Source organism: Deinococcus taeanensis, from assembly GCF_020229735.1.
Lineage (GTDB): Bacteria > Deinococcota > Deinococci > Deinococcales > Deinococcaceae > Deinococcus > Deinococcus taeanensis.
Genome location: NZ_CP083455.1, coordinates 1630671 through 1647127 on the forward strand (window position 1 = coordinate 1630671; position 16457 = coordinate 1647127).

Annotated in this window: 14 protein-coding genes; 9 read left to right on the forward strand and 5 right to left on the reverse strand. The window is 70.6% G+C overall.

All coding sequences use genetic code 11. The features are described from left to right. Positions 1-69: 69 nt before the first annotated feature. The 7 genes from murG (at position 70) to LAJ19_RS07940 (ending at position 8306) form a co-directional block, all read left to right on the forward strand. On the forward strand, positions 70-1203 hold the full coding sequence (gene murG, locus LAJ19_RS07910; protein WP_225475236.1) for an undecaprenyldiphospho-muramoylpentapeptide beta-N-acetylglucosaminyltransferase: 1134 nt from the start codon (positions 70-72) through the stop codon (positions 1201-1203). Positions 1204-1309: 106 nt separating this feature from the next. Further along, positions 1310-2659: a UDP-N-acetylmuramate--L-alanine ligase gene (murC, locus tag LAJ19_RS07915; RefSeq protein WP_225523226.1), complete on the forward strand. Its 1350-nt coding sequence runs from the start codon at positions 1310-1312 to the stop codon at positions 2657-2659. Beyond that, positions 2656-3534 carry a UDP-N-acetylmuramate dehydrogenase gene (locus tag LAJ19_RS07920; protein WP_225475237.1) on the forward strand — a complete coding sequence of 293 codons (879 nt, stop codon included), beginning with the start codon at positions 2656-2658 and terminating at the stop codon, positions 3532-3534. The genes murC and LAJ19_RS07920 overlap by 4 nt, the downstream gene beginning before the upstream one ends. After that, on the forward strand, positions 3531-4259 hold the full coding sequence (locus tag LAJ19_RS07925) for a cell division protein FtsQ/DivIB (RefSeq protein ID WP_225475238.1): 729 nt from the start codon (positions 3531-3533) through the stop codon (positions 4257-4259). The genes LAJ19_RS07920 and LAJ19_RS07925 overlap by 4 nt, the downstream gene beginning before the upstream one ends. After that, complete coding sequence (ftsA, locus tag LAJ19_RS07930) at positions 4256-5599, forward strand: cell division protein FtsA (RefSeq protein WP_225475239.1); 1344 nt, start codon at positions 4256-4258, stop codon at positions 5597-5599. Before LAJ19_RS07925 ends, ftsA begins: the two co-directional genes overlap by 4 nt. 178 nt (positions 5600-5777) lie before the next feature. Further along, positions 5778-6842, forward strand: coding sequence for a cell division protein FtsZ (gene ftsZ / locus LAJ19_RS07935; RefSeq protein WP_225523227.1), 1065 nt, complete (start codon positions 5778-5780; stop codon positions 6840-6842). 300 nt (positions 6843-7142) lie between these two features. Continuing rightward, positions 7143-8306 carry a branched-chain amino acid ABC transporter substrate-binding protein gene (locus LAJ19_RS07940; protein WP_225475240.1) on the forward strand — a complete coding sequence of 388 codons (1164 nt, stop codon included), beginning with the start codon at positions 7143-7145 and terminating at the stop codon, positions 8304-8306. Positions 8307-8369: 63 nt separating this feature from the next. Here LAJ19_RS07940 and LAJ19_RS07945 read toward each other — a convergent pair whose 3' ends face one another. The 5 genes from LAJ19_RS07945 to LAJ19_RS07965 form a co-directional block, all read right to left on the reverse strand. Then, positions 8370-9494 carry a DUF58 domain-containing protein gene (locus LAJ19_RS07945; protein ID WP_225475241.1) on the reverse strand — a complete coding sequence of 375 codons (1125 nt, stop codon included), beginning with the start codon at positions 9492-9494 and terminating at the stop codon, positions 8370-8372. Further along, positions 9491-10465: an AAA family ATPase gene (locus LAJ19_RS07950; protein ID WP_225475242.1), complete on the reverse strand. Its 975-nt coding sequence runs from the start codon at positions 10463-10465 to the stop codon at positions 9491-9493. The genes LAJ19_RS07945 and LAJ19_RS07950 overlap by 4 nt, the downstream gene beginning before the upstream one ends. Then, positions 10462-11907, reverse strand: a complete 1446-nt coding sequence (locus LAJ19_RS07955; RefSeq protein ID WP_225475243.1) for a DUF4129 domain-containing protein — start codon at positions 11905-11907, stop codon at positions 10462-10464. The genes LAJ19_RS07950 and LAJ19_RS07955 overlap by 4 nt, the downstream gene beginning before the upstream one ends. A 100-nt stretch (positions 11908-12007) precedes the next feature. After that, a complete protein-coding gene (gene rpoD / locus LAJ19_RS07960; protein ID WP_225475244.1) occupies positions 12008-13672 on the reverse strand; it encodes an RNA polymerase sigma factor RpoD in 1665 nt (554 codons plus the stop codon). Between the two features lie 210 nt (positions 13673-13882). Further along, positions 13883-15109, reverse strand: a complete 1227-nt coding sequence (locus tag LAJ19_RS07965; protein WP_225475245.1) for a class I SAM-dependent methyltransferase — start codon at positions 15107-15109, stop codon at positions 13883-13885. Between the two features lie 67 nt (positions 15110-15176). Here LAJ19_RS07965 and rnhB point away from each other — a divergent pair, with 67 nt between their 5' ends. Both rnhB and LAJ19_RS07975 read left to right on the forward strand, forming a co-directional pair. Beyond that, positions 15177-15815 (forward strand): ribonuclease HII, encoded by a 639-nt coding sequence (rnhB, locus tag LAJ19_RS07970; protein ID WP_225475246.1) that lies wholly within the window; start codon positions 15177-15179, stop codon positions 15813-15815. Between the two features lie 83 nt (positions 15816-15898). Then, positions 15899-16453: an MOSC domain-containing protein gene (locus tag LAJ19_RS07975; protein ID WP_225475247.1), complete on the forward strand. Its 555-nt coding sequence runs from the start codon at positions 15899-15901 to the stop codon at positions 16451-16453. Positions 16454-16457: the final 4 nt, after the last annotated feature.

The following is a 16457-nucleotide window of genomic DNA, read 5'->3' on the forward strand; positions in this document are numbered from 1 at the left end:
ACGCGCGTGTCTGCCCGGTTGAGGTGTCGGGTCTGTCTGTCCGGCGGAGTTGGGCTACACTCGCCCGCAATGAGTCTGGTTGTGATGGCGACGGGGGGAACGGGCGGGCACATCTACCCGGCGGTGGCAACGGCGCGCGAGCTGGCAGGGCGCGGTCATGAAGTGCTGCTGCTGGGGCAGCGCGGCGGTATGGAGGAACGCGTGGCGCGCGAGCAGGGTCTGCCATTTCAGGGCGTGGAGGCCGGGAAGCTGGCGCGCAGCGGTCAGGGCCGGCCGGACCCCCGGGAGCTGCTGCGGGCCGGTCAGGGGGTGCTTCAAGCGCGCTCCCTGCTGGCGCGGCTGAAGCCGGGGGCGGTGGTGGGCTACGGGGGGTTTGCGAGCCTGCCGGGTGTGCTGGCCGCGCAGAGCCTCGGCGTCCCGACGGTGCTGCACGAGCAGAATGCCCGGCTGGGGCTCACGCAGCGCCTGGCGGTGCGCCGGGCGGCGGCGGTGGGGACGGCGTACGAGCGGGTGATCGGGCTGGACCCGGCGCGCGCCACGATGGTGGGCATGCCGGTGCGTGAGGAGCGCCTGACGCGCCCGGAGGCGCTGTCCAGGCTGGGCCTGCAGGACGGGCCGCTGACGGTGTTTGTCATGGGCGGCTCGCAGGGGTCACTGTTCCTGAACAACGCGGTGCCGGACACGCTGCGCAACCTGTTCGGGCGAGAGGGACTGCTGCCACCGGCGGAGGGGGGCGGGCTGGTGGACCTGGATTTCACGGCGCGGGCGGGGGGGGGCGTGCAGGTGCTGCACTCGACCGGGCCGCGCTGGCTGCCGGACGTCGCGCCGCGCGTGAAGGACCTGGAGTGGTACAAGGCGGTGGGGTACGTGGACGCCGTTGCGGCGTGGTCGGTGGCGGACGTCGCGATCACCCGGGCGGGGACGAGCACCCTGGCGGAGGCCGCGTTTCATGGGGTGCCGCTGATCATGGTGCCGCTGCCTGAGTCGGCGGAGAACCATCAGTTCCATAACGCCCTGAGCGTGCAGGCGGCGGGGGCGGGGCGTGTGGTGGCGCAGAAGGACGCGTCAGGACTGCTGGGGCAGGCGGTGTTAGAGTGTGCCTCAGCGGGAACGCGGGCCTCGATGCGTGAGGCGGCGCTCGGGCGGGCCCAGTCGGGTGCGGCGGGGCGTTTCGCGGACCTGATCGAACGGCACCTGCGTTAGTGGGCCTCCCCTGCTCATGACTGACCTTTCCTCTGCTGTCTCCTCGCCCGGCACGGCTGCGGCGTCCCAATCCGATTCTTCCTCGCGGCGTCTGCATTACCACCTGATGGGTGTGGGTGGCATCGGCATGAGTGCCTTTGCGCGCCTGCTGTCGGCGCAGGGGCACCACGTGAGTGGCTGTGACGAGAGTGCCACTGAACTGACGGCCCGTCTCGCCCAGGAGGGCGTGGCCGTGGCGGTGGGTCATGCGGCCACGCACGTGACCCAGGCGCCGTTCGGGCCGATCGATGTGCTTGTGGCCTCGGAAGCGGTTCCAAAGTCGCACCCCGAGCTGGAAGCCGCGCGCGCCGCGGGCGTCGAGATCCGCCCACGCATGGCCCTGCTCGACGCCCTGCTCCGCGCTGGCCCCAGCGTGGGCGTCATCGGCACGCATGGAAAGACCACCACCACCAGCATGATCGCCGTGGCCCTCACCGGCGCAGGCCTCGACCCTTCGGCCTTCGTGGGCGGCATCGTGCCGGAATTCGGCAGCAACGCCCGGCTGGGCCACGGGCCTTTCGTGGCCGAAGTGGACGAATCTGACCGGGGATTTGCGGCGCTCGGCGCGGGCACCGCCGTCTTCACGAACGCCGAGGACGACCATGTGGGCGGCAACCAGGCCACCTACTGGGAGACTGTGGAGGAACAGCACGCGGCGTTCGCGCAGTTCGTCGCCCAGTCGGGCCGGGTGCTGGCCTGCGCGGACTGGCCCGGCCTGGACGCCCTGTGCACCGGGGCGCGCGAGCTCCTCACCTACGGTCAGGCCGGGAACGCGGATTACCGCGCCGTGAACCTGCGGCCTGACGCTGACGGCACCAGTTTCACCGTGGTGCGCCGCGGCGAGACACTGACGGAAGCGCGCGTGGCGCTGCCCGGCATTCACAACGTTCTCAACGCCCTGGCGGCCCTCGCCGCCGTGGACCTGCACGGCGGCGACCTGACGCGTGCCTCGGCGGCGCTGGCAGACTTTCAGGGCCCTGGGCGGCGCTGGCAGCGCATCGGGGAGCTGAACGGCGCGCTGATCGTCGACGATTACGCCCATAACGCCACGAAGGTCCAGGCGGCCGTGCAGGCTGCCCGGCAGACCGGGCGGCGCGTGCGCGTGGTGTTCCAGCCGCACCGCTACCTGCGGACCCAGCAGTCCTGGCCGCGCCTTGCGGACGCCCTGATGGACGCCGATGAGGTCCTGCTGCTGGATATCGCCGCGGCCAGTGAGCCGCCCATTGAAGGCATTCACGCCACCCTGATCTCCGAACGCATGACCGGCAACGGGCATGGCGGCGTGCGCTACCTGCCAGACCGGCTGGAGGTGCTCCGGGTCCTGCGGGAGTCGGCAGGACCCGGGGACATCATCGTGACCATGGGAGCAGGCGACGTCTGGAAACTGTCGCGTGAACTGGTGGGAGCGGCCCTGTGACGGCCGTGCTGAGCGGCACGGGCGCCCGTGTGGAGCGCCTGCCCCTTGCGCGCTTCACGACGCTGGGGGTGGGCGGTGAATCGGAGGTCTGGTTCGTGGAATCGCACGAGCAGCTCACCGAGGCGATGCAGCGGCCCTACCGGGTGCTGGGAGGCGGCAGCAACCTCGTGGTGGCCGACGAGGGCGTGCCGGAGCGCGTCATCCGCCTGAGTGGCCCGCTGGCCGGGCGGGACCTGAACCCGGACCCACAGCTCAGTGACGGCCAGACCGTCGTGACCGGCTGGGTGGGGGGCGGCGTGCCTCTGCCGGGACTGATCCGGCAGTTGCAGAAACTGGGCCTGAGCGGCCTGGAGGGCACTGTCGGCATCCCCGCGCAGGTTGGAGGCGCCGTGTGGATGAACGCCGGCACCCGCTACGGCGAAATGTTCGACGGCCTGCACACGCTGGAGATCGCAACCCCGCAGGGCGTGCGGCAGGTCACACCCGATGACCTGAACTGGGGGTACCGCAACAGCGGCATCCCGCGGGGCCACGTGGTTTCGCGCGTGCGCCTGAAACTGAGCCGCGCCGCGCCACAGGACGTGCTGGCGAAGATGGACTTCGCAGACCAGGCGCGCCGGGGACAGCCGAAGATGAAGACGCCGGGCTGCGCGTTCAAGAACCCGGGCGGCGTGAGCGCCGGAAAACTGATTGACGAGGCGGGCCTGAAAGGCACCCGCGTGGGGAACGCCCTGATTGCCCCGGAGCACGCGAACTTCATCGTGAACCTGGGGGGTGCCACTGCGGCGGACGTGCACGCCCTGCTGGGCATCATTCGCGAACGCGTTCCGGTGCCGCTGGAACTCGAATACGAGCTGTGGCCGGAGCGCCTGTGAGCGAAGACGCGGGCAACCGCCGGGTCACGCCGCTGCCAGCCGCTGAGCCCGGCGACGGGCCACCGGTAGAGCCTGACGGGTCGCGCCCGGATGCCCGTCGCTCTCAGGCGTCCCGCCGCCGCCCCTGGTGGGCGCTGGCCGCAGCGACCCTGCTGCTGAGCGCCGGAGTGGGCGCCTGGTATGGCCTGCCCGTCCGGACCGTGACAGTCAGCGGGAATGAACGTCTGAGCGCGCAGCGCGTACAGGCCCTCGCCGGCCTCAGTCCGGACTTCGGGTGGTTGTACTACGGGGCGTGGCGCGCCCGGGGGCTGCTGAGCAGTCCGTGGGTGGCGTCCGCCGTTGTAACGCGCACCTTCCCGGACCGCGTCAGCATCACCCTGACCGAACGCGTGCCGCGCGCGCGCCTGAAACGCCCGGATGGGCAGGTCGTGGCGGTGGCCGCCGACGGTACGGTGCTGCCGGGAGCCACCGCCACGGAGTCTTTGCCGCTGATCAGTGGGTGGGGCCCGGACCGCACGCCGGACATGCTGGGCCTGTTACAGAGTCTGGACCGTTACAATGTGCAGTCGGTCGCCTACAGCCCAACGGGCGTGACGGTGAAACTGCCTTCGGGCTCGGTATGGAGTGGCGACCTTCAGGCTCTCGTGAAGTATGCTGGAAGCATCAGCATGTATCCAGACAGCGACATTTTCATCTACCCCTGGGGGGTGAGCGTCCAGGAATGAAAGAAAACACGATCATCGTGGGCCTGGACATCGGGACCACGAAAATCACCACCGTGATCGGCGAGGTCGGCCCGAACGGCACCGTCGACATCATCGGTGAAGGAACAGTGCCCAGCGAGGGCATGAAACGCGGGTCCGTCGTGAACCTGGAACGGGCCACACACGCCATCAAACAGTCGGTGCAGACGGCCGAGCGCGTCAGTGGCGTGAAAGTCGAGAGCGTGTACGTGTCCGTTGCGGGCAATCACGCCAAGGCCATCACCAGTCACGGTCTGGCGGCCATCCGCCGCAACCAGGAGATCGGCCAGACCGACGTGGACCGCGCCATTGAGAACGCGCGGGCCGTGCCGCTCGACCCCAACCTGGAAATCATTCACACCCTCCCGCAGGAATACGTCGTGGACGGCCAGGAAGGCATCAAGAATCCGGTCGGCATGCACGGCGTGCGCCTGGAAGTGGACGTGCACATTGTGGCCGGCACCGCCGGGCCGCTGCTGAACCTGCGCCGCTGCGTTCAGGAAGCCGGTCTGCGCGTGGAGGGCTTCGTGCTGCACGCCCTGGCGAGCGGCCTGGCGACCCTGGAAGCCGCCGAGCAGGCCCAGACGATCATCGTGGTGGACATGGGCGGCGGCACCACCGACGTCGCCGTGTTCAAACGCGGGAACCTCACCCACTCCGCATGCATTCCGCTGGGCGGCGAGCATGTCACGGCGGACCTTGCCCAGATTCTGAAGATTCCTGTCGAGGAGGCCGAGAACGTCAAGCGGCGCTACGGCGCGGCTCTGCCGGAACTGGCGGATCAGGACCTCACGCTGGAAATCACGACCTCGTCGGGCAGCACGCACGCCATCACTGCCTTTGAACTGTCCCGGATCATCAAGCCCCGACTCGCTGAAATTTTCGGCATGATCCGCGACGAGATCGACCAGACCCTCGGCCCGGTGGAACTCGTGGCGCAGGGCGTGGTGCTGACCGGCGGCGCAGCGCTTCTGCGCGGCACGCCGGAACTCGCCCGCGACCGTTTCCGCCTGCCGGTCCGGGTGGGCCGTCCCCGCGGCATCGGCGGCCTGACCGATATCGTGAGCGGCCCCGGGCACGCGGGCAGCGTGGGTCTGGTCCTATACGGGATTGGCGAGGACGGCAAGATGCCGCACCTGGTGTACGGGGACATGGCGCCGGCCACGGTGGCCGGCCCGGCCACTCCGCTGCCCCCTGCTCCCACGGTCACGCCGGAGCCGGCCGCACCGCCCGTGGAGGTCCGCCCGCCCGCAAAGGAAAAGGACAAGAGCGGTCCGAGTCTCGTGGACCGCATGAAAACCTGGTTCAAGGACTGGATGTGACCAGGCGGGGGGCCGGGCAGATGCGCGCGTCCGCGCGCCTTCCCTGGCCTCCCCACCACGGCCGGGGGAACAGGTCCGCGCATCAACGCGCGGGCCTGTTCCCCTGCTATCGTGCGCTAAACTACACCGCACGAAACCAGACGGGTCCGGACGGACCGGTCTGCGGTAAGGAGAGATGATGCAAGCGGCCAGAATTCGCGTGATTGGCTTGGGCGGGGCGGGCAACAACGCCGTGAACCGCATGATTGAATCGGGACTTGAGGGCGTGGAGTTCATCGCCGGCAACACAGACGCGCAGGTGCTCGCCAAGAGTCACGCCGAAATTCGCATTCAGCTCGGGGACCGCCTGACGCGCGGCCTGGGCGCCGGCGCGGACCCTGAGGTCGGGGAGAAGGCCGCGCTGGAGGACCGCGAGCGCATCAAGGAATACCTTGAAGGCACCGACATGCTGTTCATCACGGCCGGCATGGGCGGCGGGACCGGCACGGGCAGCGCGCCGGTCGTTGCCGAAATTGCGCGCGAGATGGGCATCCTGACCGTGGCGATTGTCACGCGGCCCTTCAAGTTCGAGGGCCCCAAGCGTCTGCGCGTGGCCGAGGAAGGCATCAGCAAGCTGGCCGACCGGGTTGACGGCATGATTGTCGTGAACAACGAGAAGCTGCTCACGGCCGTGGACAAGAAAGTCTCGTTCCGTGAGGCGTTCCTGATTGCCGACCGGGTCCTATATTACGGCGTGAAGGGCATCAGTGACGTCATCAACGTTGAGGGCATGATCAACCTGGACTTCGCGGACGTGCGCAATCTGCTCGCCAACAGCGGAACGGTCCTGATGGGGATCGGCGCGGGACGTGGCGAGAAGGTGGCAGAGGAAGCCGCCATGAGCGCCATTCACTCGCCGCTGCTGGAACGCGGCATTGAGGGTGCGCGCCGGATTCTGGTGAACGTCACCGGCAGCTACGACCTGAGCATGACCGACGCGAACGAGATCGTGGAGAAGATCCGCGAGGCGACCGGCTTCGACGAGCCCGACATCCTGTTCGGCATCACGCCCGACGAGGCCGCCGGAGACGAGGTGCGCGTGACCGTCATCGCCACCGGCTTCAACGACATGCCTGTCACGGTGGCGGGCGGCCTGCGCTCCAGCGTCATCGACACGATCGTGAAACCTGTGCGCGGCGGCGCCGCGTACGACCCGAAAGACTACGATATTCCCGCGTTCCTGCGGAATGTCGAACGCGACTGAGCGGCCTCCTGCGCCTTTAGCCCCACCCCCTGCGGGTGGGGTTTTTTCTTTCCCCGGCAGGTGGGCGCCGCGGCCGCTGTGTAGACACATGGCCTTCGCGGCCCCGCAATTGTTCGGACATCCGCGCGCCGCCGGACGGCAGGCTCCTATCTTTGAAAGCCGGCGCCCCGCAGGCGGTGACGCCCAGAGCCGCCTGGGGCGCCCCGGCCAGACGCCAGCGCTGCCGCCCCCGACCCTCCTCCACTGACCGCAACGGGACCCGCATTTCCGGCCCCCGCCCTCTGACCAAGGAGTTCCCTGATGACTGTTCCCCCCCGCATTTCCCTCCTGGCCGCACTGCTGCTGGGTTCCCTGAGTGTGAGTGCCCAGGCGCAGGCGACCGTGAAGATCGCCACGCTCAGCCCCCTGTCCGGTTCGATCAGCAACCTGGGGATTCAGGTGCGGAACGGCACGCAGCTGGCCGTGACCGAGTTCGCGCCGGCCTTCTCGAAACTGGGCCTGAAGGTGCAGCTTGTGGCCTTTGATGATCAGGCGGACCCGGCCACCGGTACCGCCGCGGCCCGCAAGATCGCCGCAGACCGCCAGATTCTGGCTGTGGTGGGCGCCCTGAACAGTGGCGTGACCATTCCCGCCAGCGCCGCGCTGCAGGCCAGTCACGTGGCGGTGGTGAACTCCGCCAGCACCGCCAATCAGGTCACGGACCGGGGCCTGCGTAACGTCAGCCGCATCGTGCCGCGCGACGACGCGCAGGGCCCGGCCGGCGCAAGTTTCATCGCCGGCACCCTGAAGGCCAGGAAGGTGTACATCCTGAACGACAAGACCGCGTACGGCGAGGGCCTGGCGAACGAGGTCGGGAAGACCCTGAAAACCCGGGGCGTGAAGGTCATCGTGAACGAGGGCACGGAGGAAAAAAGCGATTTCTCCAGCGTGATCGCGAAGATCAAGCTGCAGAAGCCCGACGCGATCTACTTCGGGGGCGTGTACAACCAGGTGGGCGTGTTCCTGCGGCAGCTGCGGGGCGCGGGCCTCGCCACACCGGTGGTGGGCGGGGACGGCCTGGACAGCAGCGAACTGAGCACGATCGCCGGGGCAGGTGCCAACAACGTGTACTTCACGACCGTTTCGGCGCCGGTCGAGGCCCTGCCGGCCGCGAAGGCCTTCGCCGCCCGGTACCAGAAGGCCTTCAAGACCGCGCCGCAGGGATTCGCCGTGTTCGCCTACGACGCAGCGCGCGTGGCGTTGCAGGGCGTGCTGAGCGCCGCCAAAGCCAACGGCGGCCGGGTTCCCAGCCGCGAACAGGTGGAGAAGGCCGTGCGCGCCGGTACGTACACCGGCCTGCTGTCCGGCACGGTGAAATTCAACGCCGCCGGTGACCGTCAGAGTGCCCGGCTGTACGTGATGAAGGTGATGAAAGGCCGGACGACGCTCAGCACCAGCCTGACCGTGAAGCCCGGCCGTCAGTAGACCGCCCGGAACAGCGCCCCCGGCGGGTCCGGCTGGGGGCGCTGTTCCGTCCCGCGTTTCCTGCTAACGGGCCAGGGTAAGAACGCTCTGGTTGCCCCGCAGCACAAACACCAGAATGCCTGCACCGGCCAGGACAGCCGCGCGCCGCTCCAGGTCGCGCACGCTGTCGGGCACACCCGCCCACTGCCGGCGGGGCTGCTCGCCCGGCTCCAGGTAGTACCCCTCGGGAAGCGCCACGATGCTCACGCGACTGGCGGTGGCCCGCGCCCGCAGCGCCTGCTGCACCAGCGCTGGAGATGGACGGGCACTCAGAAGAATCAGGTTGCCGCCTGCGCGGGTGGGCGGCAGCTGCGGCGGGTCCAGGCTGGGGGTCAGGCGCGCCAGCGTCAGGAGCGCCTCATGCAGGGCGGCGGCCTCCCGGCCGGCCGGTGTGACCCTGCCATTCGTGGCCACCGCCACGGGGAGGGTCAACGCCTGAGCCTCCCGGATCAGGCTGGCAGCGAGCCGCGCGGCGCTGTCCATGAACGCGTCACCGCCGGCACTCGTATCCACGAACACGGTGAGGCTGCTGGCCGCCGTGCGTTCCGGGTCGCGGACCGTCAGCGTTCCGGTGCGGGCGGACAGGCGCCAGTGCACCCGGCCGGGCGGGTCGCCGGGCACGTAGGGGCGCACGCTGCGGAGGCTGATGGGGTCGTCCAGGCCCAGCTGCCGGGTCAGGGTGCCTTCAGACAGGAGGGGACGCAGCAGGTCCGGGAGCAGCAGGCCGTGCGTGCCGGGGTACACGGCGACGGTCGTGCCGGGGCCGGGAAGGGTCACGCGACGCCAGAAAAGTCCCAGGGGGTCCGCCCAGGCGAGTTCCACGCCGGGCCAGTCGAACTGACCGCGGCGGTTGAAGGTGACGCTGAGCGTCTCGGTCCGTTCCGTGATGCCCACATGCAGGGCCGACACGCTGACGAGCCGGTCGGGCACCACGCCGCGGGGCGCCGGGTCCTCTATCAGCAGGCGCAGAGGGCGGCGTGAACGCACCGTCACCTGCACGGTCAGGGTGCCCCGCGTGCCCTCGAAGGCGGTGGGCGGCAGGGTCCGCGTGACGCTCACCTGCGGCGTGCGGCGGCCCAGCCACCACAGGCCCGCTGTGACGAGTGCCGTCAGGGCCAGCCACAGCAGGGACGCCAGCAGCGGCGTCATGCGCTGGCGTCTTCCACAGGGACCGCCTCGGCCGCCAGGAGCGCCGCCACGACCGCCTCGGCCGGCTGGCCCTGCAGTCTCGCTTCGATCTTGAGGCTCAGACGGTGCGCGAGCACGGCCGGCGCGGCCTGCTGCACGTCGTCCGGCGTGACGAACGGGCGTCCCGCGAGCCACGCCAGTGCCTGAGCGGTCCCCTGGAGGGCCAGGCTCGCGCGCGGACCTGCGCCGAGCGCCACGCTGGGGTGCGCGCGCGTGGCGGCGGTCATCCGGGCCACGTAGTTCTGCACCGGCGCCGACACGAAGACGGCGCGCGCGGCGCGCTGCGCGGCCAGCAGGTCCTCCGGGCGGGCCACGGCACCCAGCGCGTCAATGGGATGGTGGTCTTTCAGGCGTGCCAGCATCCGGATCTCCTCCTGCAGGGTGGGATACCCCACGGAAAGTTTCAGGAGGAAGCGGTCCAGCTGCGCTTCAGGCAGGCGGTAGGTGCCCTCGTGCTCCACGGGATTCTGCGTGGCGATCACCACGAACGGCGCGGGCAGGCGGCGCGTCACGCCTGCTTCCGTGACCTGCCCCTCCCCCATCGCTTCAAGCAGGGCCGACTGCGTCTTGGGCGTGGCGCGGTTGATCTCGTCGGCGAGCAGCACCCCGGTGAAGATCGGGCCGGGCACGAACTCGAACTGCCCGCTGCCTGGACGGTACACGCTGACGCCCGTCACGTCGCTGGGCAGCAGGTCCGGCGTGAACTGCACCCGCTGAAACGGCAGGCCCAGGCTGCGGGCCAGGGCGCGCGCGAGCATGGTCTTCCCGGTGCCGGGCGCGTCTTCCAGCAGCACGTGCCCGCCCGCCAGAATGCCGGCCAGCGCGAGGCGCGTGACGGCGTCCTTGCCGACGAGGACACGGGCAACATTCTCAAGGACCCGCTGGGCGAATTCGGGGGTGTGGACAGGGGTGGCGGGTGCAACGTGGGTCATGGCGGGTCCTTTACGGGCGGGGGGGTGGAATGCGGGGTCAGGGGGGCAAGCGCCGCCTGAATGGACCGGGCGGCAGTCTCGGCCCGGCCGGCGTCCTCGTCCGTCACGCGGCCACCGTACCGGACCGGCTCATACGACTGCGTCAGGATCAGAAGGGCGCCGGCCAGTTCGGGGTGGGCCGCGCCCAGCCGCGCCGCGAACCCGGTGGGGGTCTCGTGGGCCGCGCGGCCCAGTCCGGCGGCCGTCAGGCTGCTCAGCGCCTCGCGGTACGCGGCGCGGACGCGGTGCAGGGGCGGCGGGGCGGCGGCTGGCCCGGCCAGCGGCTCCACGGGCGCAGGCACACTGGCGTGTGACTCGCCAGCTGCCCGGCGATTCAGCACCCACAGCAGGGCTGCCAGCAGCAGGATCAGGGTCAGCACCCCCAGCGCCACGAAAAGCGGTCCCAGCGCACTGGCGTTCAGCACGCGTTCGGCCACCACGTTCCCCTGGCCCAGCTGCGAGGCCGGGCCAGCAGGTCCGGCCTCGGCGTGGGGACCCGCGCCGGGCTGGCCGTCCAGGCTCAGCAACAGGCCGGCGGCCAGCCACAGCAGGCCGGTCAGCAGCAGCCCGCCGATCATGAGCACCTCCGGCAGGCGGGGACGGACCCGCCCTGCGGCACTCCGCCCGCGCAGGGGCAGCAGCAGGGCCGCGCCGCACCCCAGGCACGCGACGCCCAGCAGGAACGCCAGGTTCAGCAGCGCGGGCGGTGGCGAACCCAGGTCAATCTGCGTGTTGACCTGCCCTGCCGTTCCTGGGCCGCCCGCGCTGGGCTGTTCCTGCGGGAGGTTGGCGGCTGGTGGGGCAGGGGCCTGCGCCGCCGGGGAGACTGCGCGGGGGGAACGGGGCAGGGGTCCGGCGGCGGGGAGCAGGGCCGCAGAAAGGGTCAGGATGACGAGCGCGCCGCCCAGCAGGGGCCACCAGCGCCGGCTGGTGATCGGGGCGCGGCCCGTCAGGCCTGGCTGCCGCCGGCCCAGGGCGCCGCCAGCCAGGGCGAGCAGCAGGCCCGGCTGCGGGGCCAGCAGGCCGAGGGCCAGCGTGAGGAGCAGGCCGCGCCGCCGGCCATCTTCCAGCAGTTGCGCACTCCAGCACACCGTCAGCGCCGCCACGCTCAGCAGCAGGTACTGCGCGGCGAGGGTCAACAGCGCGGGCAGATCGCCGTCCGTGGCAACTGCCTGGGCTATCACCGCTCCTCCCACGAGAAGCTGGGTGATCAGGAGCCGGCCCTGCGCCCAGGCGGTCGACCGGACGCTGAGGGCGAACAGCAGGCACAGCAGTCCCACCGCCCACGCGGGCAGCAGTCCAGCGAGGCTCAGGGGCAGCAGGGCCAGCCCGTCTGCGCCCTGCTGCGGCGCACTGCGGGGCGGCGCGAGGGCGTCCGGCAGTGCGGAAGGGGGTTCAGTCATGACTGACCGAGAATACGCGGCGGTCCAGGGCTCTGTTCAGGCAGTTCAACACCGACGCCGCCCCGGTCCGGTCGGGACGTGGGGCGGCGGGACGTGAGACTCAGTCGAGGAAGTCGCGAAGTTTCCGCGTGCGGCTCTCGTGGTACTTGAGTTTCCGCAGCGCCTTGTTCTCAATCTGCCGGATGCGTTCACGGGTGACACTGAAGCGCTGCCCGACCTCCTCCAGAGTGTGCTCGCGGCCGTCCACGAGGCCCTTGCGGAACTTCAGGACCATCGCCTCGCGCTCGGTCAGTTTCGACAGCGCCTTTTCCAGTTCCTCGGACAGCAGGGTCTTGGCGGCGTTCTCCACAGGGCTGTCCAGGTTCTCGTCCGGGATGAAGTCGCCGTAGAAGGAGTCCTTTTCGTCCCCGATCGGGGTTTCCAGGGACACGGGCTCCTGGCTGACCTTCTGCACTTCCTCCACCTTCGCGGCGTCCCAGCCGGGCCCCATGGCTTCGGCGATCTCCTCGTAGGTGGCTTCACGCGACAGTTCCTGCTGAAGCTGCCGGGCCGTGCGGGTGAGTTTGTTGATGGTCTCGACCATGTGCACCGGAATACGGATGGTGCGGGCCTGGTCGGCAATGGCGCGGTTGATGGCCTGACGGATCCACCACGTGGCGTACGTGCTGAACTTGTAGCGGCGGCGGTACTCGAATTTCTCCACCGCGCGGATCAGGCCCTGGTTGCCTTCCTGAATCAGGTCCAGGAAGCCCAGGCCACGGCCCGTGTACTTCTTGGCGATCGACACGACGAGACGGAGGTTCGCCTCGATCAGGCCCTGGCGGGCAGCGGCGCCGTCTTCCATCTGGCGCATCAGGCGGCGGCGCCCGCGGTCGTCGAGGTCAAGGTCCTCGTCAAGCACCTTGCGGGCTTCCTCGCCCTCCTCGATGCGGCGGGCCAGCGCGATTTCCTCTTCCAGAGTCAGCAGGGGCACGCGGCCGATCTCGTGCAGGTACTGCCGCACCGGGTCGTTGGACACGGCGCGCGGCATGTCGTCGAAGTACTTCTCCTCGTCGTCGTCCTGCGCGGCGGCGCTGGGGCCTTCTTCGGCCTCGGCGTCTTCCTCCGTTTCTTCGTCCTCATCGAGGTCCTGCACCTCGATGCTCTGCGCCGCGAGGTACAGCTGCATGTCCTCGAACGCGTCGGGGCTCTCGGGGTCCAGGCCGCCGGCTTCCAGGGCGGTGGCGAGGGCCGTGGCGATCTCCTCGCTGGAGAGCACCCCGGCTGCGCGGCCCGCTTTCAGGAGTTCCTGGATGCTGGCGTGCGCGTAGTACGGTTTCTCGGCCGGGCCGCCTTTCGCGGCGGGCGTGGCTTTGGCGGCCGGCCGGGCGCCGGCACGCGCCGTGGGTTTGGCGGGCGCGCCGGCAGTCGCCTCAGCTTTCGGTTCGGCGGCCTTGCGCGGCGCGGCCTTCTTTTTGGGCGCGGCGGCCGGTTCTTCACTGGCCGCAGTTTTCGCTTCGGTCTTCTTGGCTTTCGGTGCGGCTTTGGGTTTCGCGGGAGCCGCCGGGGCAGCCTGAGCGGCGGGCGCCGTTTCGGGTGCGTCTCCGGCAGGCGGCGCGGTGGGTTTGGGGGTGGTCTTGCGGGGCGCGGCGGTGGCTGCGGCCGGCTTGGGCGCCGCGCCGGGGGTCACGCGGGCGCGCGCGCGGACGGGTTTCGAGGCTTCGCCGGCGGCGTCGGTGGTCGCGTCGACTTTCTTGCGGGTGCGGACGGTCGGGGAATCTGCCATGCGGCCTCCTGCGGACACTGGGGTCGGGGCGGGGTGGGGTCTTGCCTGGGGGTTCCGGCGCGGGTCGGTCAGGGCCGGAAACCTGAACGCGTCAGTCTAGCAAACGTGCCCGGGCACACGGCGTGACGCTGGACAGGGTACGCAACGCGGATGAATGGGGGGCCAACAGACAGGGTACGAGGAGCTTCCCGGAAAGGTTCCCGCCAGGGTTCAAAGGGGCGGTCCGGCCCGCGTGACGGACAGGACCTTGAACCCCGCCTCACGGAGCGTCTCCCGGACCTCACCCAGCGCGCGCAGGTCAGGTTCGTACGGCAGGAAGTCGTTGGCAACGAGGTGCACGGTCCCGCCCGGCCGCAGGCGCCGCCCGGCCGCCGCGATGAACTCCCGCGCGACGTCCAGCACCACGCCGCGCCCCACGTGGAAGGGGGGGTTGGTCAGGATCACGTCGAAGGTCGCGTCGCCCAGCGCAGCGTCCACGTCAGAATGGACGGCCTCGCCGTTCAGGCCGCTCGCACCGAGGGTAGCCTGGGCGCTGCGGACACTGGACAGGTCGCCGTCCACCAGGGTCACCTGCGCGCCGCGCCGCGCCGCCCACGCGCCGATCAGGCCGGTGCCGCAGCCCAGGTCCAGCACGGTCTTCCCTGCCAGGCTGTCACTGCCGGGCTCCAGGCGCTCCAGGGCGCCCAGCATCAGGGCGGTGGCTTTGTCTGGTTTCGCGGCGCTGAAAACGCCGGGCAGACCCACGACATTCACGCCGTACGCCTCGAAGTGCTCCGGGTCCGGCAGGGCCGGCGTGGGGCCGGGACGCCGGATGAGTTTCGCCACGCGCATCCCGCCGTCACGCGCCACGACCTCGCCCGCCCCGAAGGCATTCCCGGCGAGCCGGACGTAGCGGTCGAAGCCCTTGTCACGGTCCCCGGCGATGTACAGGATCCCGCCGGGGGGCGTGCAGGCGTGCGCCCACGCCACCTGCGCCGCGGCGTAGGCGTTCCCGCGGTCGCCGGCCAGAACGAGCGCCACGGTGCGCGCGCGGTCCGGCCAGCGGTCCAGCAGGGCCTCACCGGGAATCGCCGCGTGGGCGTCCAGACCGCCGGCCCGCAGAACGCTCAGGGCGGCGGCGCTTCCTTCCACGGCGCGCAGGGTCACGCCGCTCAGGCTGCCCAGCAGGCCACCCATGGCACTGAGGTCCAGCACGTCACCGCGCACGCGGTCCCTGCGTATGGTCTGGGCCAGCAGGGCCTGGGCGGCGTCCACGTCCGGGAAGCCCCGCACGCCACTTTTCGTGAGGGCGTGCAGGCCCTCCAGGCGCGGCGGGAGGCCCGCAGGCCGCACCTCGAAGTAGTTTTCGGGAGGGGACGCCGCGTCCTCGCGCCCGGCGGGGCGGGGGGAGGGGCGGTCCGTCTTGAAACGGATTTTCTGCTTGGGCCTGCGCGTCACGCCCACAGAGTGGCACACCGTGACGGCCCGGTGCGGCGCTCAGGGCTCTGCTAGGGTACGGAGCAGCATGACCCGGCCTTCCGTGACGCCCGACTGGGCCTTTGAACGTGAACACTGGCGGCGCGGCTTGTTCCGCGTGGCAGGGGTGGATGAGGCGGGTCGCGGGGCGTGGGCCGGGCCGGTCACTGTGGCCGCCGTGATCCTGCCCGGCGCCGCAGCGGACTACCCGTTCCGGGACAGCAAGCAGCTCCCGGCCGCGCAGCGCGAGACGTACGCCGCGCAGGTGCGGGAGGTGGCGGTCGCGTGGGCGGTCGAGCACGCCTGGCCCGACGAGATCGACCGGCTGAACATTCTGGGCTCCACCCACGCCGCCGCCCTGCGCGCCCTGGCCCGCCTGAACCCCGCCCCGCAGGCGCTGGTCACCGATTACCTCAGGCTTCGCGTGGACCTGCCGCTGACCGCGCCGCCGCGCGCCGACGCGCTGAGCTACTCGGTGGCGGCCGCGAGTCTGCTCGCCAAGACAGAACGCGACCGGCTCATGACTGACCTGGACACCCAGCACCCCGGGTACGGCTTCGCGGCGCATAAGGGGTACGGGGCGCCCGCGCACCGCGCCGCCCTGCAGGAGCTCGGGGTGAGTTCCGTGCACCGCCGGACCTTTGCGCCCATCCGCGCCCTGCTGAGCGTTCCGGAACGGCTGCTCTGACGGGCCGGGCTCCCCCACGGAACCCTGCGGGCACACTGGACAACTGCCTTTCCTTTCAGGACGCAGAGGTGGACGCTGAGCGTATGGCTTTCCCAACCACTCCGGCGGTCCTGGCAGTCGCGCGTGACGGCACGCACCGCTTCAGCAAGGTCCCCACGAGCGCCATCACGCTGCTTGAAGGTCTGGGCGTGCAGGGCGACGCCCACGCCGGCGTGACGGTGCAGCACCGCTCGCGGGTGAGGCAGGACCCGTCACAGCCGAACCTGAGGCAGGTGCATCTCATTCACGCGGAACTGTTCGGCGAGGTGGCCCGTGACGGCTACCACCTGCGCCCCGCGGACCTGGGCGAGAACATCACGACGCGGGGCGTGGCCCTCCTGACCCTGCCGCGCGGCACCCACCTGACCTTCCCGTCCGGGGCGGTCGTGGAACTCACCGGACTGCGCAATCCCTGCGCCCAGATTGACGCGTTTCAACCGGGCCTGATGCGGCGCCTGATCGGAACGGACGATGCGGGACAACCGGTGTTCCGGGCAGGTGTGATGGGCGTGGTGCGCCGCGGCGGCCCGGTCACTCCGGGCGACGAGGTGAGCGTGACCCTCCCGGACGGTCCGCACGAGGCGCTCCGGCGCGTGTAGCGCT